The 20480-nt window shown below is 35.5% G+C and carries 22 protein-coding genes; 10 read left to right on the top strand and 12 right to left on the bottom strand.

Annotated features, from left to right (window positions below; translation table 11 throughout):
- Positions 1-157: 157 nt before the first annotated feature.
- Complete coding sequence (gene hutH / locus RBQ61_RS08420) at positions 158-1687, bottom strand: histidine ammonia-lyase (protein WP_308140040.1); 1530 nt, start codon at positions 1685-1687, stop codon at positions 158-160.
- A 298-nt stretch (positions 1688-1985) separates the two neighbouring features.
- Here hutH and RBQ61_RS08415 point away from each other — a divergent pair, with 298 nt between their 5' ends.
- Positions 1986-2420 carry an Lrp/AsnC family transcriptional regulator gene (locus RBQ61_RS08415; RefSeq protein ID WP_213924197.1) on the top strand — a complete coding sequence of 145 codons (435 nt, stop codon included), beginning with the start codon at positions 1986-1988 and terminating at the stop codon, positions 2418-2420.
- 91 nt (positions 2421-2511) lie between these two features.
- On the opposite strand, the gene RBQ61_RS08410 is transcribed toward RBQ61_RS08415, so the two are convergent.
- Positions 2512-2943, bottom strand: coding sequence for an FMN-binding protein (locus RBQ61_RS08410; RefSeq protein WP_308140039.1), 432 nt, complete (start codon positions 2941-2943; stop codon positions 2512-2514).
- 404 nt (positions 2944-3347) lie between these two features.
- Here RBQ61_RS08410 and RBQ61_RS08405 point away from each other — a divergent pair, with 404 nt between their 5' ends.
- The 3 genes from RBQ61_RS08405 to RBQ61_RS08395 are packed head-to-tail and all read left to right on the top strand — an operon-like array spanning position 3348 to position 5822.
- Positions 3348-3821 (top strand): hypothetical protein, encoded by a 474-nt coding sequence (locus tag RBQ61_RS08405; RefSeq protein WP_308140038.1) that lies wholly within the window; start codon positions 3348-3350, stop codon positions 3819-3821.
- A gap of 1 nt (position 3822) precedes the next feature.
- Complete coding sequence (locus tag RBQ61_RS08400) at positions 3823-5166, top strand: TrkH family potassium uptake protein (protein WP_308140037.1); 1344 nt, start codon at positions 3823-3825, stop codon at positions 5164-5166.
- 8 nt (positions 5167-5174) lie between these two features.
- On the top strand, positions 5175-5822 hold the full coding sequence (locus tag RBQ61_RS08395; RefSeq protein WP_308140036.1) for a TrkA family potassium uptake protein: 648 nt from the start codon (positions 5175-5177) through the stop codon (positions 5820-5822).
- A gap of 140 nt (positions 5823-5962) precedes the next feature.
- Here RBQ61_RS08395 and RBQ61_RS08390 read toward each other — a convergent pair whose 3' ends face one another.
- Together RBQ61_RS08390 and RBQ61_RS08385 are read right to left on the bottom strand one after the other, a co-directional pair.
- Positions 5963-6652, bottom strand: a complete 690-nt coding sequence (locus RBQ61_RS08390) for a response regulator (RefSeq protein ID WP_308140035.1) — start codon at positions 6650-6652, stop codon at positions 5963-5965.
- Entirely contained in the window at positions 6652-8091 is a 1440-nt protein-coding gene (locus RBQ61_RS08385) for a DUF4118 domain-containing protein (protein WP_308140034.1), read from the bottom strand. The genes RBQ61_RS08390 and RBQ61_RS08385 overlap by 1 nt, the downstream gene beginning before the upstream one ends.
- A 129-nt stretch (positions 8092-8220) precedes the next feature.
- On the opposite strand from RBQ61_RS08385, the gene RBQ61_RS08380 reads away from it, so the two are divergent.
- The gene (locus tag RBQ61_RS08380; RefSeq protein WP_308140033.1) at positions 8221-8853 is read left to right on the top strand and encodes a flavodoxin family protein; all 633 of its coding nucleotides are present in this window, start codon (positions 8221-8223) and stop codon (positions 8851-8853) included.
- Positions 8854-8897: 44 nt separating this feature from the next.
- On the opposite strand, the gene RBQ61_RS08375 is transcribed toward RBQ61_RS08380, so the two are convergent.
- On the bottom strand, positions 8898-9524 hold the full coding sequence (locus tag RBQ61_RS08375) for a hypothetical protein (protein ID WP_308140032.1): 627 nt from the start codon (positions 9522-9524) through the stop codon (positions 8898-8900).
- A 250-nt stretch (positions 9525-9774) separates the two neighbouring features.
- Here RBQ61_RS08375 and RBQ61_RS08370 point away from each other — a divergent pair, with 250 nt between their 5' ends.
- The 5 genes from RBQ61_RS08370 to rbsB are packed head-to-tail and all read left to right on the top strand — an operon-like array spanning position 9775 to position 14630.
- Positions 9775-10785: a LacI family DNA-binding transcriptional regulator gene (locus RBQ61_RS08370; RefSeq protein WP_308140031.1), complete on the top strand. Its 1011-nt coding sequence runs from the start codon at positions 9775-9777 to the stop codon at positions 10783-10785.
- A gap of 23 nt (positions 10786-10808) precedes the next feature.
- On the top strand, positions 10809-11228 hold the full coding sequence (gene rbsD, locus RBQ61_RS08365; RefSeq protein ID WP_308140030.1) for a D-ribose pyranase: 420 nt from the start codon (positions 10809-10811) through the stop codon (positions 11226-11228).
- A gap of 29 nt (positions 11229-11257) precedes the next feature.
- Positions 11258-12751, top strand: coding sequence for a sugar ABC transporter ATP-binding protein (locus tag RBQ61_RS08360; RefSeq protein WP_308140029.1), 1494 nt, complete (start codon positions 11258-11260; stop codon positions 12749-12751).
- Positions 12751-13698 (top strand): ribose ABC transporter permease, encoded by a 948-nt coding sequence (gene rbsC, locus RBQ61_RS08355; protein WP_308140028.1) that lies wholly within the window; start codon positions 12751-12753, stop codon positions 13696-13698. The genes RBQ61_RS08360 and rbsC overlap by 1 nt, the downstream gene beginning before the upstream one ends.
- Before the next feature lie 29 nt (positions 13699-13727).
- Complete coding sequence (rbsB, locus tag RBQ61_RS08350; RefSeq protein ID WP_308140027.1) at positions 13728-14630, top strand: ribose ABC transporter substrate-binding protein RbsB; 903 nt, start codon at positions 13728-13730, stop codon at positions 14628-14630.
- A gap of 126 nt (positions 14631-14756) precedes the next feature.
- On the opposite strand, the gene RBQ61_RS08345 is transcribed toward rbsB, so the two are convergent.
- The 7 genes from RBQ61_RS08345 to RBQ61_RS08315 all read right to left on the bottom strand — a co-directional run bounded on the left by RBQ61_RS08345 (position 14757) and on the right by RBQ61_RS08315 (position 20473).
- Entirely contained in the window at positions 14757-15491 is a 735-nt protein-coding gene (locus RBQ61_RS08345) for a YoaK family protein (protein ID WP_308140026.1), read from the bottom strand.
- 287 nt (positions 15492-15778) lie between these two features.
- Positions 15779-16510 (bottom strand): amino acid ABC transporter ATP-binding protein, encoded by a 732-nt coding sequence (locus RBQ61_RS08340; protein ID WP_308140025.1) that lies wholly within the window; start codon positions 16508-16510, stop codon positions 15779-15781.
- Positions 16497-17189: an amino acid ABC transporter permease gene (locus tag RBQ61_RS08335; RefSeq protein ID WP_308140024.1), complete on the bottom strand. Its 693-nt coding sequence runs from the start codon at positions 17187-17189 to the stop codon at positions 16497-16499. Before RBQ61_RS08335 ends, RBQ61_RS08340 begins: the two co-directional genes overlap by 14 nt.
- Before the next feature lie 60 nt (positions 17190-17249).
- Positions 17250-18050 (bottom strand): basic amino acid ABC transporter substrate-binding protein, encoded by an 801-nt coding sequence (locus tag RBQ61_RS08330; RefSeq protein WP_308140023.1) that lies wholly within the window; start codon positions 18048-18050, stop codon positions 17250-17252.
- Between the two features lie 156 nt (positions 18051-18206).
- Positions 18207-18446: a hypothetical protein gene (locus RBQ61_RS08325; RefSeq protein WP_308140022.1), complete on the bottom strand. Its 240-nt coding sequence runs from the start codon at positions 18444-18446 to the stop codon at positions 18207-18209.
- 129 nt (positions 18447-18575) lie between these two features.
- Positions 18576-19781, bottom strand: coding sequence for an ABC transporter permease (locus RBQ61_RS08320; protein ID WP_308140021.1), 1206 nt, complete (start codon positions 19779-19781; stop codon positions 18576-18578).
- On the bottom strand, positions 19778-20473 hold the full coding sequence (locus RBQ61_RS08315; RefSeq protein ID WP_308140020.1) for an ABC transporter ATP-binding protein: 696 nt from the start codon (positions 20471-20473) through the stop codon (positions 19778-19780). Before RBQ61_RS08315 ends, RBQ61_RS08320 begins: the two co-directional genes overlap by 4 nt.
- Positions 20474-20480 lie beyond the last annotated feature (7 nt).

The raw sequence follows: 20480 nt of genomic DNA, 5'->3' as shown, positions 1-20480 counted from the left end.
TAATAAATTTTTCTTTTACAAAAAATATTTTTATAACTAAAAATATTAAATTAATTATAGCATTTATCAATATTTCTGGCAACAAAAAAGCGTTTCTTTCGAAACGCTCGAGTTTAATGATAAATTCATCAAGATATCAGTCTGTAAAAAAATTCTTTTAAAATTCAATACTTCCGGCCGCCTGCTCACTGGCACTTATAATAGTATTATCCATGATAAGTTCTTCGCACTTATTAATGTCTTCATAAAGAGGTCTGTCTTCTTTTAGCATTGGAACACGCTGTCTGACTGCGTTGTATACCGGCTCTGTACCATCGCCCAATCCCCTGTTTCCTCTCAGATCAATTCCTTGGCAAGCGCACATTATCTCCATAGCAAGCACCCTTCTCACATTCTCCATTATTTCTTTTGCCTTTCTTGCCGCTATGGTTCCCATGGAAACATGGTCCTCTTGATTAGCAGATGATGGAATACTGTCAACAGATGCAGGATGAGCAAGAACTTTATTTTCGGATACAAGAGCTGCAGCCGAATATTGTACAATCATAAATCCGGAGTTCAATCCTCCGTGTTCAACAAGAAATGCCGGGAGTCCGCTTAGCGACGGATTTACCAGCCTCTCAAGTCTTCTTTCAGATATATCCGCAAGCTCTGCTAAAGCAATACCCAAGAAATCAAAGCTCAGCGCCATAGGCTGTCCGTGGAAGTTGCCGCCTGATATTCCTTCTCTGGTTTCAGGGAATATTATTGGATTATCGGTTACTGAATTAATTTCTATTTCAACTTTTTCCTTTACATAATTTATTGCATCCTTGCTTGCACCGTGAACCTGAGGAGTACATCGAAGAGAATACGCATCCTGAACTCTTATATCTCCCTGCCTTGTTGTCATTTTGCTTTCAGCAAGCAACTGAAGCATAATTCTGGCCGTATCCTTCTGCCCTTTATGAGGACGCACGTCATGAACTTTATGATCAAGTGCATCTACTATACCGTTATGTGCTTCAAAACTCAGTGAAGCCGCTATATCCGATACTTTTAAAAGGTTAATCGCATCGTAGACAGTCAATGCTCCCACTGAAGTCATAACCTGAGTACCGTTAATCAATGCAAGACCTTCTTTTGAAGTAAGTTCAATTATAGGTATACCTGCCTTTTTCATAGCTTCGGCCCCACTCATAACCTCACCTGCATATTCAGCCATTCCAAGGCCTATCATTGGAAGAACCATATGAGATAAAGGGGCTAAGTCTCCGCTGGCTCCCAGAGAACCCTTTTGAGGAACTACGGGATGCACTCCCTTATTAAGCATATCTATCATAGTTTGGATAGTTTCAAGCTTGGCGCCCGAATACCCCTTCGCCAGATTATTTATTCTAAGCAGTATTATTCCTCTTACTATTTCTGTATCGAAAGGTTTTCCGGCACCAACCGCATGAGTCACAATAAGATTTTTTTGAAGAAGCTTCGATTCTTCTTTTGAAATTGAAACATCGCTAAACTTCCCAAAACCCGTTGTTATGCCGTAGACAACATCTTCGTTTTCAACAAACTCATCCACTATTTTTCTTGATGCAATTATTTTATCAACTGCCGATTTTGATAATTCAACCTCATAGAAATTCCTGCAAACAGCTGCCACCTCTTCAAGAGTTAAAGTATTTCCCGTAATTATTACTTTGCTCATTTTTACCTCCTAAATTTAATATTTTTTAAAAAAATAAGGACAAATTTCAGTGTACAAAAACTACACTAAAATCTGCCCCCTCATATCTCATGTCTATAGGCGTATTTCAATACTTAAATTATATTATAATTTTGCAAAATTGTCAAATGTTTAAAAGGTGTATTTCTGTACATGTATATAAGTTTATTACGTATTGTTTATAAAAAAAAATTTGCAAACCATGTTCCGATATGCTATATTAAAACAATGTTAGATTTGTTCCAATATAAAATTATTAATTGGTTTAAGAGGTAATAAAATGGATTCATTGGATATGCTTATAATTGAAAATATTGAAAAAGAAGGCAGAATTTCGCATGAAGAATTATCAAAACGCTTAAATTTGTCCAGACCTGCCATTCATAACAGAGTTACAAAACTCGAAGAGCAAGGAATAATTTCCGGATACAAGGCCGAAATAAATTGGTCCATGCTCGGTTATAAGACTAATGCAATGATTTCTTTAAGAGTGCGAACCACTAATTATGATAAATTTTTAGAGCAATTAAAAAACCTTAAAATTGCCGATCTCATTATTGAAGAGTGCCACATTGTTACAGGAACATGGTGCATATTGATGAAAGTAAGATGCATATCACCACTTGGATTAAAGTCCTTGCAGGACGAACTACATAAAATTGACTGCATTAAAGAAACATCAACATCACTTATATTAACCTCAGTATATAATTAAAATAGTTAAAACTAAATAGTTAAAACTAAGTATATAAAAAACCAGGTTAGACTTTATGATTAAGTCCAACCTGGTTTTTCATTCAACATATTTATTTCATTCCTTCTAAAGCATTGTCAACGGCTTCTTTAATAGCATCGCTCGTAACAGTTGCTCCGGAAATACTTTCTACATCTGTCGAATCAGCTTCTTCTATTTTTGCCGGAAGCTGATCTAAGGCATTAGAACCTACACCCTGGGTTTCCTTTTCACCCACAGCCTCAACAGACATAATGTCATCGCCGCTAACTTTTACTGTTACGCTCACTTCTCCGCCATATCCTTGAGCAGTCCCTGTCAGAGTCTGGGTGTCGGTCATATCATTAGTTTCATTATCTGTAACCGTACCCTCATCAACAACATCATTACCTACTGAATTATTGCCGTCAGTAATATCTTCAGTCAAATCATTATTTTTATCCTCAGTACATGCCACCATGCTGAGCAACATAAGTACACATACCAATAATGCAAGTTTCTTCATAATTATCCTCCAATTTAATATTAGTTTTTCATAAATAGTATAACCAAAATAAAAATTACCATTAAAAATTTAATAAAATATTAATAATTAAATGTTAATTTGATTTTTTACCACTAAATATCCGCAAATATTATTTAATTTCACTGCAGATATTGAGTTTGTATCGATAAATACCGCTTTTTATGCTCATAACAAATTAAATAAGTAAAAATCCGGTTAATATAATCAGAATTCACATATAATATATTTTTACGAAAGAAAGTGCACAGTCAAAGTATCAATTATCAGGCAGTAATTATTTTACGTTTTGTTACTTATACAATATTAACACCCTGATACATAACTTAATACATTTTTAATGTCAATAATATTATAATAATTACAATAAAATTAAGGAGCTCAGTATGAATGCAGCTATTATATTATCGCTTATTGCAGTATTCTTAATTAATTTCATTTTTATAGATAAAATTTATACTATTATCGAACCTCCTTCTAAAAATCACTGCAATTCCAATAATAATTTTGTTTGCAGAGAAAAAGATGTTTTAATATACGGCAACAAAGCTGTATGCCGTGAAATAAGCTGTTTGCTGATGCAGAAGGATTTAACTTCAGATATATTTAACGATATTGACAAATTGGATAAATCTCGTAATTACAGCTGTATGCTGGCTGTCAATGATGATGATTTGGAAAATCTGACAGCATGCTCTATAGCGTCTAAATTAATGAAAATAAAAATTATATTTGCAATATGCAATAAGCAATATAACAAAAATATATATGAAGAAAATGAAATTACGTGTATTGACGGTAAATCCTCAGCACCTGAAATCGTATTAATGCTGCTTAACAGCAAGGCCACAAGGAGATAATATGTTTAAAATAAAAAACCTAAAAATGACTTATACTGAAATCATTGTGTTTGGTACTTTGTTAATTATAATAGCAGGCGGAATTATTTTGAGTCTTCCCGTATCATCAAGAAACAACATGCCTACACCATATATAGATTCACTGTTTACCGCAGCCTCTGCGTTTTGTGTAACCGGCCTTGTACTATACGATACCTATACTCATTGGTCTTTATTTGGACAAATAGTTATACTTGTGCTCATCCAGGTAGGCGGACTTGGCTTTATGACTATAATTACCTTATTTTCAATGTTTCTTAGAAGAAAAATAGGTTTGAAGGAAAGAAGATTATTGATGGAATCGGCAAATACATTGAAAATAGGAGGAATTGTATTTCTTGTTAAAAAAATTTTAATAAGGACATTTATTTTTGAGGGTATAGGAACCATATTTCTTTCACTGCGTTTTTGCCCTAAAATGGGCTTTTACTTAGGATTATATAACGGTATATTTCATTCGGTTTCCGCATTTTGCAATGCGGGCTTTGACTTAATGGGCAGATACGGTCAATTTTCATCACTCACTTCATATGCGAACGATGTTGTTGTAAATATTGTAGTAATGGGGCTAATAGTAATAGGAGGTATTGGTTTTGTTGTATGGGATGATATTGCTAAAAATTTATTTAAGTTCAACAAATACAGTCTTCATACCAAAATAGTTCTTACTGCTACAATTTCTCTGATACTTGGAGGTGCAGCCATATTTTTAGCAATGGAGTCAAAGCACAGCATGATAAATATGAGCTTGGGAGAGAAAATACTGTCAGCACTATTTCATTCCATAACTCCCAGAACAGCTGGATTTAACACTATTAATTTAAACACCATGTCTGAAGGAGGGTATCTGCTTACAATGCTATTAATGGTTATCGGAGGCAGCCCCGGATCTACAGCAGGCGGTATAAAAACAACCACTTTTGTTACATTAATCATCACCGCTTTGTCATCGGCAAAACAGCTTTCAGACATTACTATATTTAAAAGAAGACTTGAAACAGATTCTCTGAAAAAAGCAAGCTCAATCACGGTCATTTATATTTCAACTATTTTTTTAGCTGTAATGCTTATAAGTGCAACTCAAAATTTCAGTCTGGAAGAGACAATGTTTGAAGTAATTTCAGCAATCGGCACTGTAGGTTTATCATTGGGAATTACACCGTTATTGAGTAATTTTTCTAAAATTATTATTTCTTTTCTCATGTACGGAGGAAAAGTAGGAGTGCTATCAATGGCTGCTGTTTTGGCTGAGAAGAAAGAAACATCTCCGCTTAGCAGACCATACGGAAAAATCATTATCGGGTAGGTGGTATTATGAAATCAGTTTTAATTATAGGAATGGGCGCATTTGGAATTCATCTAGCACTGAAAATGTCAGATTTAAAAAATGACGTAATGATAGTTGATAAGGATGCATCTATTATAGATGAAATGTCATCTCTAGTCACCGATGCTCAAATCGGAGACTGCACAAAAGAAGATGTATTAAAAGCACTTGGTGTAAGCAATTTTGATATTTGCTTTGTAACAATAGGCGATAATTTTCAGTCTTCCTTGGAAATAACATCCTTACTAAAGGATTTGGGTGCCAAGTATGTAATATCAAAATCAAGCAGGGATATACAGGCCAAATTTCTATTAAGAAACGGCGCAGATGAAGTTGTATATCCAGATAAGGACATGGCTGAGAAACTAGCAACAAGATGCAGTGCAAACAATGTACTGGATTACTTTTCAATTACTAAGGAATATTCTATTTTTGAAACACCAATTATTCAAGATTGGATAGGGCAAAGTATAGAAAACATAAACGTAAGAAAAAAACACCATATTAATATACTTCTTATTAAAAACGGAAATGATATTACAATGCCAAAGGCAGACTATACATTCAGAAAAAATGATAATCTCATTATCATAGGCAAATCAGAAGAGGTTCAAAAATTTACAAATAATATATAAATCAAATAAAATATATTATTTTAGCTGTTTAAAATTTTTTTGATTGGTTTCCCGCTCTGGCATGCAATCTCACGCATATCTGAATACACTGTGATTGCGTGCCGTTTTAGGCGCTTCTTATTGGCAAAATTATCAAACTTTTATTCATCTGCAAATCGATATCCGACACCGATTTCAGTTAGAATATACCTTGGATTTGATGTATCCTTTTCTATCTTTCTTCTCAGACTTGCCATAAATACTCTTATGCTTTTAGAATCCCCAGTTTCACCATAGCCCCATACTTCTTTTGATATCTGGCTGTGCGTTATGACCTTTCCCCTGTTCTTAATAAGCAGAACCAACAGCTTGAACTCAATCGGAGTAAGGTGTATTTCATCGTCGTCAACATATACTCTGTGCTTTTCAATATCGACAGTTAAGTAGTCCACTTTGTAAATAATTTCAGCAGAAGGTAAAACTTCCCTTTCAATAAGCCTTTCCATTACTCTTATTCTGGCAAGCAGCTCTCCCATTGAAAATGGCTTTGTAACATAATCATTTGCCCCTGCATCAAGAGCTGCAATTTTATCATAGTCCTGTTCTCTGGCCGAGACAATTATTACAGGAATATTTGAAACTTCTCTTATCTTATTGATTATTTCAATACCATCCATATCAGGAAGTCCTAAATCCAGCAAAATGATATCAGGAGTTTCGGTACAGAAATATAAAATTCCGTCGTTTCCGTTTCTTGCCGTTATTACTGAATATCCCTTAGCTTTTAATGCCATAGACATAAAGTTTACTATTTTATTGTCATCTTCTATTATCAATATTTTATTATCCATTATTCAACCTCCATAGGCAGCTCTATTTTGAATGATGCCCCTCCGGCTTTTAAATTATGAGCAATAATTTTACCTCCGTGTGCATTTACAATTTCCTTGCATATGCTGAGCCCCAATCCGACACCTAAGCTGCCATCCGCAATATTGTTCTTTTGGCGGGTAACAAATCCGTCAAATATTTTATTCAACATAGATGGCTCAATTCCGATACCGTTATCTGAAACTTCAAATATAACAAATTTATCTTCAACATACACACTTAAGCATATATCGGCACTTTCTCCTGCATGCTTATATTCATTATCCAGCAAATTAACCAATACCTGAACAAAAAGCCTGCCGTCAACTGGAACAAGAACTATGTCATCAGGAATTTTTACGCAAAGTCTTCCCGTCTCATGAAGCCGCGGCACCAGAGATAACGTTTGGTTTACAATATCATCTACAGCTTCATAGCTTTTTTTAACAGTAAGTTTACCTTCATTTATTCTCGTCATATCAAGAATATTTTGTACCGTCTTCATTAACCATGTAGATTCATCAAAAATATCTGATGCCAACTTCTTAATATTATCTTCGTCTAAATTATCATAATTATCGCATATTAGTTCACTAGCACCCTTGATACTTGTCAGAGGTGTTCTGATATCATGAGAGATACTCCTTAAGAGGGTACTCTTAAGACGCTCTCTTTCAATGTCAACCTTTATCTTCTGCCTCTCTTCATAAATAAATTCTCTATCCAAGATTATAGCCATCTGATGAACTATTGCTTTAATTAACATGTCCTTTTCCTGTGATAAGGCGTCGTCAATAATGATTCGCACTTCACCTCTTTGTTTTGCTACTCCTTTTATAGGAACAATCATAGTGTTTATTTCATCAACTTTACTATATTCTGTCGATCCCAGCGTACCATATACTTTTTCCTCACTGTTTAATTTTACACAACAATCATAGCCGGCATATTCCTTTATATATTTTATACCTTTCAAAATAATGTTTTCGTTCCCAGTTACATTTAAAAAACCCTTTGTTATTTCATACAGAAATTTTGCTGTTTTTTCATTTCGCTTGGATGATTCAGTCTGATATTGAAGCTTTGATGTCATATTGCTTGAAATTAAAGCTGCAATCAGGAAAAACATCATCAAGATTATATCATGAGTATTGCTTATTTTAAGGCTGTGCACTGGATTTGTAAACATATAGTTGAACATGAGCACACTTACTATTGATGCAATCGCACTGTAGACATAACCACGTGTTACTATGGTAACAGCCAGCACCCCTACGATAAAAACCATCAAAGTATTTTCTTTTCCTATTCCAAATTCGTTAATAATAATTGATAAAAGCATTGAAATAACACATATAGCAATTACTCTTAAAGAATATTGCAATTTTATATTTTTTATTTTTTTACTTTTATTTTTCATATAATTCTCCGCTTATTGAGTCGTATTATTATACCACAATACTTAAAATATTTCTATTATTACTGCACTTATCATTGTAATAAGCTACTCATTTTAGTATAATGTCTTAAATGGATTAGGAGGTAATTTATGAAAGTAGTTGCATTTAACGGAAGTCCCAGAAAAGAAGGAAATACTTATGAAGCAATAAAAATAGTGGCTGATCAACTAATAAATGAAAATATTGATGTTGAAATAATTCATGTAGGAAACAAGAAAATCCAAGGCTGCACTGCATGTAACTCCTGTTTTAAGTCAAGGAATGAACGATGTATAATTGATGATGAAGTTAACGAATGGATTCAAAAAATGAAGGAAGCTGATGGAATAATATTTGGCTCTCCAGTTCACTTTTCAGATATCAGCTCCACAATGAAAGCCTTTCTTGACAGGGCTACATATGTGGGGAGTGCAAACAACGGATTATTCAGACATAAAGTCGGAACAGGCATTATATCAGTCAGACGAGCAGGAGGAATCCCTGCATTCAACCAGTTGAACAATTACATAAGCTATTCGGAAATGCTTATGCCCACATCAAATTACTGGAACGTTATTTTTGGTTTGAGACCTGGTGAAGCTGTCAAGGATGATGAAGGTGTTCAAATAATGCGAATCCTTGGGAAAAATATGGCTTGGCTCATGAAGCTGATAGAGTTTAGCGAAGGCAAAATAGAAAAACCCATGCCTGAAAGAAAGGCATATATGAATATGGTGCGATAAACATTAACATTATCAAAAATCACTGATTGGGCTCATTATCCTAATCAGTGATTTTTATCATCAAAATAAAAAGAAACAAATCCTCCACCCAGCATTGTGGTATTATACCACATCAAAAGATTAATTCGCTTTTTAATACCTTCATCAAGTATTTCTGCATATGCACTGCTTAAATCATCTTCATATTCCAAAGCGGCAATTGTAACCCAGTGCCATTTATCCAAATTCTTTTCTTCTCCGTTACACAAGTTTAGAAATGCTACAGGTATGTCATTTATCAAGGATGACGAAATAAATTCAATTAGACTTTTAAAAGGCGGTCTGACATCTGTTTTTTCCGGCACATCTACAGAGTAATATATTAGCTTTATTCCTTTGCTTTCGGAGTATGATAAAAGTCCGCTACAAAATAAGCCGGTGCTGTTCACTCCTCTTATTGTTGGCGTAACATGATTCCACATTTCTTCCATCATTTTAAGACAACTCGCCTTATCCAATCCACGATTTTTTTGTAAATATGAAACAATACCGGCAGCAACCGTAGGTCCGCATCCTGCCGTTCTCTGCCAGTGCTTTACATACCATTCTTGGTTGCAGCCCAAGTGATTTTCGTTTGTTGCCTCATCCATAATTCCAAAATATTCAAGGTTTTTAACCGATATTTTTGTCATTTACTTTCCACCTTATAATTTTAAATTAGTTTTATCATTGTGTGTGCAAACCGTCAATCGGATTGCTTAAAATATATTAATCGGGTAAAACAGACAGGTTTTTAATTACCCTGCTATATTATATTATACCTAAATTTATTCTACATTAATTTTAAAAAACATTTTTGTTTTGGAAAATGTTTGCTTTTATTGTTGACTTTTCCAATATTTAGTATTATAATTTAGTTAAACGTTTAAATAGGTGTGCAATATGAAAATTACAATTAAAGAAATCGCAAAAGAAGCTGGCGTATCCATTGCCACAGTTTCGATGATTTTAAACAACAAGGATAAAAGTATTACAGATGCAACCCGAACCAGAGTTCTGGATGCAGTAAAAAAATATAACTACATTCCAAATGCCATGGCAGGGAGTCTCGTAACGCAAAAAACTCATACTGTAGGTTTGATACTTCCTGATATTACAAATCCCTTTTTCCCCGGTGTTGCCAGAGGAGCCGAAGACAAGGCAAATGAATCGGGCTACAGCATTATATTTTGCAATACGGATGATAAGCTTGAAGTGGAAGAAAAGCACATTGAAACCCTTACAAAAAAAATGGCTGACGGTATTATAATCGCGCACTCTTCCAACAGTGAAAAAATGTCCGGAATATTAGAGCGGTGCAAGGTTCCTGTAATTTTGATAGACAGAGATTTTTATTCCAAAAACATTTGCGGAAAGGTCTTGGTAAACAATTTAGAAGGAGCATACAATGGCGTTGTCCACCTTATAAATAAAGGGTATAAAAAAATAGCATATCTGTCAGGGTCTTTAAAAACACGTACAGCAAGAGACCGATTAGCCGGATATAGAAAAGCCTTATGTGACAATGGTTTGGAATATGATGAAAAACTTATTAAGTACGGTGAATATAAAATTGAATGGGGAAAAAATGGTATTATTGAATTGTTATCTGAGAACAAGAATTTTGATGCCATATTTTGCGGTAATGATCTAATTGCAGTGGGAGCTGTTAAGGAGCTTAAGAAGCGCGGCTTCAATATTCCTGATGATATAGGCATAATTGGTTTTGATGATATATATCTGGCAGGACTTGTTGAACCTTCTCTTACTACCGTCAGACAGCCAAACTACGAAATGGGTTACATGGCTATGGAGCTGCTATTAAAAAATTTAAACAGCTCCGATAAAAAGGTAAACAAAGAAGCAGAAGTAATCATACTAAATACAGAAATAATAGAAAGAAGCTCTGTATAATCAATGATAAAGCAGGTGGTAGAATGAAAAAAGGACGTCTGTTAAATTCTGAAATCTCATACGTTATAGGAAAAATGGGACATACGGATTCAATTACCATAGGCGACTGCGGTCTTCCTGTTCCGGATGGAGTTCAAAGGATAGATCTGGCTGTGGCAAAGGGACTGCCTGAGCTTATTCCGGTATTGACGGCAGTACTGGACGAGCTGTTTATTGAAAGGGTTATACTTGCGCAGGAAATAATTGAAAGCAATCCGGAATTGAACAATAAGATAATAAAAATAATAAAAAGTATAGAGAAGGAAGAAATTAGATCTATAGACGTTGAATATGTCGCTCATAAAGAATTCAAGAAACTGACTGCAGGTACAAAAGCTGTTGTAAGAACAGGTGAATATAAGTCCTATGCCAACATAATTCTAGTATCTGGAGTAACATTCTAATATATAATCAGTTTCCGGGTGGTGATTAATTGAAAGACATTGCAGTATCCATGAAACATATCAATAAAGATTTTTCAGGTGTTAATGTATTAAAAAATGTAAATTTCAACATTTATAAAGGGCATGCCATGGCTCTTGTAGGAGAAAACGGAGCCGGAAAATCAACCCTCATGAAAATACTTACCGGAGTTTACTTAAAAACAAGCGGCGAAGTTTATCTGAACGGGCTTCAAGTTAATTTCAATGATACACGATCCTCTCAACAAGCCGGAATCGCCATTATACATCAGGAGCTAAACTTGGTCAAAGATCTGTCCATAGGAGAAAATATATTCCTGGGAAGAGAGCCTGTATCGGCACGTGGGCGAATTCTTTGGAGCAAACTTTACTCTGATTCTGAATACTGGCTGAAAAAATTAGGGCTAAATGAGAACCCCAAAGAATTAGTTAAAAACTTAAGTGTAGGAAAGCAGCAATTGGTTGAAATTGCAAAGGCACTTTCTATTGATGCAAATGTTATCATCATGGATGAGCCAACCGGTGCCTTGACCCCATCAGAAACACAAAAATTATTTAATGTAATAAATGACTTGAAATTTGAAGGAAAAAGCATTGTGTACATATCTCATAGACTTCAGGAAATATTTGAAATTTGTGATGATGTAACAGTATTGAGAGACGGAGAGTTAATCGGAGAAAAATCAATTAAGGAAACTGATGAAGATAAAGTAATTGAAATGATGGTTGGCAGAAAACTTAATGAGCAATATCCTCGAATTAAAACGGTGGCCGGCCCTGAAGTTTTGAAAGTGGAAAACCTTTCGAATCAGTTTGTAAAAAATGTTTCATTTACGATAAGACAAGGCGAAACACTAGGTGTAGCAGGCTTAATGGGTTCTTCAAGAACCGAACTTATGAGAACTCTTTATGGAATCTATCCATACAATGGGGAAATCTTCTTAAATGGTGAAAAAGTAAAAATTTCATCTTCCATGAATGCCTTAAATTTGGGTATAGCATATGTTTCAGAGGACAGGAAATCTAACGGAATAATAAACGAAATGAATGTACGAGAAAATATAACTCTATCATCTCTTAAAAAATTTACAAATGCTACAGGCTTAATCAACAGAAGCAAGGAAGAAACTTCGGCAAATAATTATATAGAAACAATGTCAATTAAAACTGCCGGGACACAACAGCTTTTAAAATATTTAAGCGGCGGAAACCAGCAAAAAGTATCCATTGCAAAAAACTTAAATACAAATCCGAAAATACTCATTCTGGATGAGCCTACACGTGGAGTTGACGTTGGAGCGAGAAAAGACATCTACGATTTAATAAATAAATTCAAAACCAAAGGCATGTGCATTATAGTAGTGTCTTCCGATATACCTGAAATCCTTGGAATTTGCGACCGAATAATGGTCATGCACGAGGGAAAGATCTCTGGATTTTTGCAGCAAAAGGATGCTACACAGGAGGCAATTATGACCCTCGCCGTAGGAAAGGATGTAGTATAATGAATAAATTATTAAAAAAGCTGCTTAAAAACAAACCTCTGATAGTATTGCTTATCACTTCAATTATTGTTGCAATTCTCAACCCCAGATTTTTGACTTGGGGCAATATTCTTACTGTTCTAAGGCAAACATCAATTAATGCTGTAATAGCTACTGGAATGACGTTTGCAATACTAATTGGCGGGATTGATTTATCTGTTGGATCGGTTTTGGGAATTTGTGGTGCTGTGGCGGCTGCCATGATTTCATCTGGCACAAATGTATTTATTGCTGTAATTGTCGTTCTCCTGCTGGGAACATTTATAGGATTTCTTAACGGAACACTTATTACCGCAGGACGGTTGCAACCTTTTATTGCAACTCTGGGCACCGTTACTCTGCTAAGAGGTATAATTCTTGTATTTACACAAGGACGACCAATAAGCACTGGAAGCACAGAAGCATCCGAAGCTTTCGGAGAAATAGGTTCAGGCTTTATCGGCCCAATACCTATTCCAGTTTATATAATGATATTAGTATTTATCATTGCATACTATATACTAAATCACACCCGCATAGGAAGATATATTTATGCAACAGGTTCCAATGAGGAAGCAACAATTTATTCTGGAATTAAAACCAACCGCGTTAAGCTGTTTGTATATTCAGCCTCAGGAATGATGGCCGCACTGGCTGGAATATTGATTACAGCCAGGTTGGGCTCAGCACAGCCCACGGCAGGAGCAGGATATGAGCTTGATGCTATTGCTGCAGTTGTTCTTGGAGGAACAAGCATGGCTGGAGGGATAGGAACAATTGCAGGTACGGCAATAGGAGCTCTCATAATCGGCGTACTGAACAATGCCCTGAACTTAATGCAAGTATCCTCTTATTACCAGGATGTTGCAAAAGGCATAGTAATACTTGCCGCTGTACTTCTTGATAGAAAACAAAAATTATCAAGATAAAAATAAAACTTTTAATTAGGGAGGAATTTATGAAAAAATTTTTGAGTTTTGTTGTTGTAACGCTAATGATACTGTCTCTGTTTACAGGATGCGGTAAAAATGAAAATCCAGACGGCGAAGAAACAAAAACCATAGGACTGGCAATTTCAACATTAAACAATCCTTTCTTTGTAGACTTGGAGGCAGGTGCCAAGGCAAAGGCTCAGGAACTGGGAGTTTCACTTGTTACTCTTGACTCTCAGGACGACTCCGCTACAGAAATGTCAAATGTAGAGGATTTAATTAACCAAGGTGTTGATATCATCATGATTAACCCTACAGATTCCGATGCTGTTAAAAGCGCCGTTGAAGCAGCTAACAATGCAAACATACCTGTAATAACTTTGGATAGAGGTGCTAACGGCGGTGAAGTTGTATCTCACATTGCATCCGATAACGTTGCAGGCGGCAGACTGGCAGGAGAATACATAGTTGAGCTTCTGGGCGGAAATGGAAAAGTTGTTGAGCTTGAAGGCATCCCAGGTGCTTCTGCAGCAAGAGACAGGGGCCAAGGATTTAACGAAGCAATAAGTGAAACAGATATTGAGGTAGTTGCAAAGCAAACAGCAAACTTTGACAGAGCTGAGGGGCTGACAGTAATGGAAAATATTCTTCAAGCTCAGACTGAAATAAATGCCGTATTTGCTCACAATGATGAAATGGCTCTAGGAGCCATAGAAGCTATTAAAGCTTCAAAAAGAGATATACTTGTTGTAGGTTTCGATGCCACCGACGATGCAAAAGCAGCGGTTGAAAGCGGAGAGATGGCAGCAACAGTTGAGCAGCTTCCAAAGGAAATAGGTTCTCTGGGTGTTGAAACAGCAGTAAAAATCCTAAATGGTGAGCAGGTTGAAAGCATGATACCAGTAGATCTGCAACTTGTTAAGAAATAAGAAAAAACATACTCCCGAAGCAAAAGTCATACATTTATTGACTGGCACTTCGGGAGTTTTTCAAGTTCAATTAAATAAGGCGTAACAATTAAATCATATTAATTATAAAGTTTAACTTTTTAAAGTTCATTTGAACTTTCTTTTATTTTTTTGACCTGCTCTTAATATATCTATCTCGACCTCTTTTTCGAAAAACATAAATAGAAATACAATCGATAAAATTACTACACTTACAAGTATTGCCTGTTGCCCAAGTATTGCAATGCAGTTTTTACCTGAAATTGCACCGATTGTAAATATAAATATGACTCCGTAATAAAATATGCTTCTGTGAAATAACGAAGTGTCTTTTTTAATTATTGAGCCACAAAGTAAATCTGTAGCCGTACGCAGGTTTCCTATACACATAGTCGTAGCCAAAGAATTATCGTGTATCTTTCTAAAGCTTTGAACTTGAATTCCGCATGCATAAGAAATCATACTGTTAGCAACCAGATTCAGGTCAGTTCCCATAAGAGACACCACCAGCATTATAATAATCTCTACCAGTATTCCGATTTGACGCCAATGAATCTTTCTGGTATTACCGAACTTAAGCTTCAACATCTGTGCAGTAAAAACACCAGCTATAAATGATATTACTGGAATCAGATACCTTACAGCTTCCGAATAATTTAATCCTGAAATATTTATTCCAAGAAGTATAATATTTCCTGTCTGTGCGTTGGCAAAAACCTTACCTCTGAAAACATAGGTATATGCATCCATATATCCTCCTGAAAAGGCTAAAAGTATACCTATCATAATAGATTCGGACATTTGCCACCTGTTAATTTCATTGTTTATCTGTTTCTTATTCATTTTGTTCATTTAAATTAAATACGCTTCCTTAAATTTATGTCATCATCACTATACCAGAACAAATTACGGCATGCAAGTCTATATTACAAAACTTAAAATTGCATGTTATTACAGAATTTTTTAACATAAAAAAACTAATCATAAAAATAATTCTATTATTGCAATATCAATTATTTGTGCGAATTTAACCCTAAATTTAAAACAAATAGTAATTTGTTTCTACAGATCTTCTGAAATTAACTGGATAGATTTCATAAACTATCCATTCATAAAATATCAGTCAGATTTTATATATTGTATAAAACCTTGGACAGAAATTCCTTTGCTCTTTCGTGCTTGGGATTTGTAAAAAAGTCACTTGGATTATTTTCTTCCAATATCTGCCCGTCATCCATGAATAATATTCTGTTTGCAACACTTTTCGCAAAGCCCATCTCATGAGTAACAACAACCATCGTCATGCCTTCCTCCGCCAAATCCTTCATAAGATTAAGCACTTCTCCAATCATTTCGGGGTCAAGAGCCGATGTAGGCTCGTCAAAAAGCATTATTTCCGGCTTCATAGCAAGCGATCTTACAATTGCTATTCTTTGCTTCTGTCCTCCTGAAAGCTTATTGGGATATTCATTCTTCTTATCTGCAAGTCCTATTCTTTCCAAAAGCTTTACCGCAATCTCTTCTGCCTCAGTTTTAGTTTGAAGGCCCAGTTTAACCGGAGCCAAAGTAATATTTTCCAATACTGTTAAGTGAGGAAAAAGATTGAAATGTTGAAACACCATCCCCATTTTCTGCCTTACGCTATTTATTTTGCATTTTTTATCTGTAATAGCTTCACCTTCAAAAAATATGTTTCCGGAATTTGGAATCTCCAACAGGTTCATGCATCTTAATAACGTGCTCTTTCCAGATCCAGATGGGCCTATGATTACAACTTTCTCACCTCTGCTGACAGAAGTATTCACATTCTTCAAAACATGGTTCTCGCCAAAGCTTTTGTTTACATTTTTAATTTCTATCACTTTGAGAAAGCCTCCTTTCCAATCTTTTCTGCACTGCACCCATACCAAGAACCATTACAAGGTATGCTATAGCTACTGTATACAGCGAAAAGAATGGCTCGTATGTCCTGCTTCGAATTAGATTTCCAGCATTGGTCAAATCAATAACAGGAATAAATCCAACTACTGAAGTTTCCTTTAAAAGAGCAATGAACTCATTTCCCAATGCAGGCAATATGTTTTTTACAGCCTGAGGAAGTATTATGTGAAACATCGTACTGTTGCTACTGAGGCCAAGTGATAATCCTGCTTCCATCTGACCCTTATCGACAGATTCAATTCCTGCTCGCGCTATTTCTGCAACATAGGCTCCTGAATTAATTCCAAAAGTCATGATTGCTATAAATATAGTATTATCCATATTTACAAATACTGCATAGTACATTATTAAAAGTTGTACAACCACAGGCGTTCCTCTAATAACAGTGACATATAACCTGCAAATCAAGTCCGGAATATACATTTTTTTGTTATTTTTGGCGCTATATCGAATAACTGCAACTATCAACCCTATTAATATTCCCATAAGTGTGGCAAAAAGAGCAATTAATATTGTATTCTTTATACCCGTAAGAAATAATTTATATCTTGCATCCTTAATAAATGTCTTAGTAAAGTTTATTATAAATTCGTCTAACAAAATCTCACTCCTCTGCAAACAAAAGACGATCTCCGCAAGCAGATCGTCCTTAATCCAATCCTAATTAGAATGCTTAGCTATAAGCTCTTCAATCTTACCTTCATCTAAAAGCTTTTGAAGAGTCTTGTTTACAGCCTCAAGCAGCTCTGTATTGCCTTTTTCTACCGCTATTCCGTATTGTTCGCTTATTTCTCCAAATATGCATGTTACTAACTCTTCACTGTTATTTTTTACAATTTCTTCTGCAGGCATTTCATCTACAATAACCGCATCAATTCTTCCGTTCAATAAATCCTGTGCCGCTTCCAATGCGTTTGCATATGTCTTTACTTCCGCGCCTGTGTTGTACAAGTCTCCGTCCTCAAGATCTACTGCATCGCTTATAGCAAGGTCTCCCGTAGTCCCCAACTGTACACCGATCTTCTTACCTTCTAAATCTTCCATGGTTGTAATCTCAGCATCATTTTTGGAAATAATATTTTGAATTGATTCAACATAAGGTATTGAAAAATCAACTTCTTCTGCCCTTTCAGGGTTTATAGTCATTCCTGCAGCCACCAAATCAGCTTTGCCTGCTACAAGTGAAGGAATGAGGCTGTCAAAATCCGTATGCTCTATAACAAGCTCTTTTCCCATTTCATTAGCTATTTCCTGAACTATGTCAGGATCAACACCCACAACCTTTTCTCCTTCAAAATACTCAAATGGAGCAAATTCCGCATTAGTGTACATTACTAATTTATTATTTTCAACATCGGCTGGTGTCTCTGCAGGCTGTTCACTGCCTGAATCGGAGCTACATCCTGTTGACAGAACAAAAACCATGGTCATCATTAATATAATAGATATTACCTTTTTCATTTTATCCTCCAAAATTGTCCTTATATTTTTTAACATAAACGTATATTAGCACTTTTTGAAGGTTGTGTCAAATATTTTTTCATATTCTTGCATATTTATATATTTATTCTATTGATGCATTCTTATTCTTATGTTTACACACAAAATATTGTACGTCTATCTAGGATTATGTTTCTCTCCTACGGTAAAATTCTTTGCCTTATTTTGAATGCATGGAAACATCTGAACCGCGGTTACAGAACCTACAATAATGATTGTGGATATTGCATAAAACATAATTCTGGAATCCAGTACGAAACTGCCCTTTTCTATAATTGTTTCATAGTCTCCGGGCTTTATGTCTTCAACTACATTTGCTTGTATATATATACCAAAAAAATGCACCCTGCGGAGCATTTTCTGCAATTATCTCCACAGGGTAATTCTTTTTTTACTAAAATTGTAGCTAAATTTCCTTTTTTGTTTTCTATTCTGCCTATTAAAGCCATTTACTTTCCCTTTCATTACAAATGAAGTGTCGATGACTTATTCATATCTTAAAGCATCAATAGGGTCGGATTTTGCTGCTTTTCTGGCAGGGTAGTATCCGAAAAATACACCAATTATCATAGAAAAGGCTACGGCTACCACTATTGATACAGGATTTACAACAATAGGAAGCGAGATTATTTTTCCGCCAAGCATAACAAGTCCGATGCCCAACAACGTTCCAACAATTCCTCCAAGTGCCGACAATGTAGCAGACTCAATCAAAAACTGAAACAAAACATCTTTTGTTCTTGCACCAAGTGCCTTCTTTATACCTATCTCCCTTGTTCTTTCTGTTACCGAAACAAGCATTATGTTCATTATGCCTATGCCTCCAACCAATAAGGATATGGCCGCTATGGCAGCAACAGCTATGGACATGCCACCTAATATTCCATCAACCGTCTGCTGATCTTCCTCCACTGTATAAAACCAGTAATTTTCAGGCAGCCTGTTCTTAAGCCCTGCTATATATGACAGTATCTCGTCACCTGTTTGGCTTACAGGATATTTTTCTCCGATAAAGACATCCAACCCGTAAAAAGAATAGCTGTCAGGAAAAGCCATAGTATAAGGTATATAGCTGTCCTCATAGGTTTTCTGCCCCTGCAGCATAGATAAAACAGGTGACTCCTCATTCTTGTATACGCCTACTACAAGCAAATCTTCCAAATTATTTTCTATTTCAACCCTTACTGTCTGTCCCGTTACATTTTCTTTATTGAACAGCTTCATAGCCGCGCTTTGCTCCAAGACAACCACCTTGCTTTTTCTGTCCACGTCACTCTTGTTTATCATTCTTCCGTATAGCATCTTAATCTTCTGTACGTCACTTAAGTTATAATCAACACATTCCATACTAAGTTTAATAATATTTTTATTATGAGTAACATCACTTCTTATTGATTCTGAAGGACACAAATATGAAATTTTATCTCCAAATCTTTCTTTAAGAAGCTCCATATCATCCCTGTTAAAAAAATCTGTAGAACGGTAATCCTCTATGTTAGTATATATGTATGCACGATTTTTGCCTATGTCCTTATATATATCATCCATAACGCCCTTCATGCTGTCACCTATTGCCACTATTGCAATTACAGAACTAATACCGATTATTATTCCAAGCATTGTAAGAAGAGATCTCATTTTATTGGATATTATGGACTGAACAGCTATTTTTACATTTTCCATCCAAATCATCTTACAGCCTCCTTCTTTCGGTCTTCGATAATACATCCATCTCTGAAAACTATTATCCTGTTCGCAAATTCTGCTATATCCGGCTCATGGGTTACCAAAATTACACTGCTTCCTTCTTTATTCAGTGTCTTAAATATCTCCATTATTTCTTCCGAAGCCTGTGTATCAAGATTGCCTGTGGGTTCGTCGGCAAGAATAATGGGCGGATTATTTGAAAGAGCTCTGGCTATTGCAACCCTTTGCTTCTGACCCCCTGACAATTCGTTTGGCAGATGATTTATTCTTTCAGCCAGCCCTACTTTTTCCAGAAGCTCCATCGCTCTTTTTTTCCTGTAAGAAGATTTTGTCTTGGCATATACCATAGGAAGCTCCACATTTTTAAGAACACTGGTTCTAGGTATGAGATTAAATGCCTGAAAAACAAATCCTATTTTTTTGTTCCTGATAAACGAAAGTTCATCCTGAGTCTGGTCTTTGATATTAATCCCCTCAAGCAGATATTCTCCTGACGATGGCCTGTCCAGACATCCTAATATATTCATGAAAGTTGATTTTCCCGAACCTGAATGTCCCATTATCGCTATAAATTCACCATGACTGATTTCCAGGCTTACGTCTTTAAGAGCATGAACTTCAACTGAACCATTTTTGTATGTTTTATTTAAATTACTAATAGATATCATATTGCTCATATTGCGC

Origin of the sequence: Sedimentibacter sp. MB35-C1, assembly GCF_030913635.1 — a bacterium.
Taxonomy (GTDB): domain Bacteria; phylum Bacillota; class Clostridia; order Tissierellales; family Sedimentibacteraceae; genus Sedimentibacter.
Note: the sequence above shows the minus strand (reverse complement) of the source record. Positions and strands in the feature narration are given on the sequence as shown.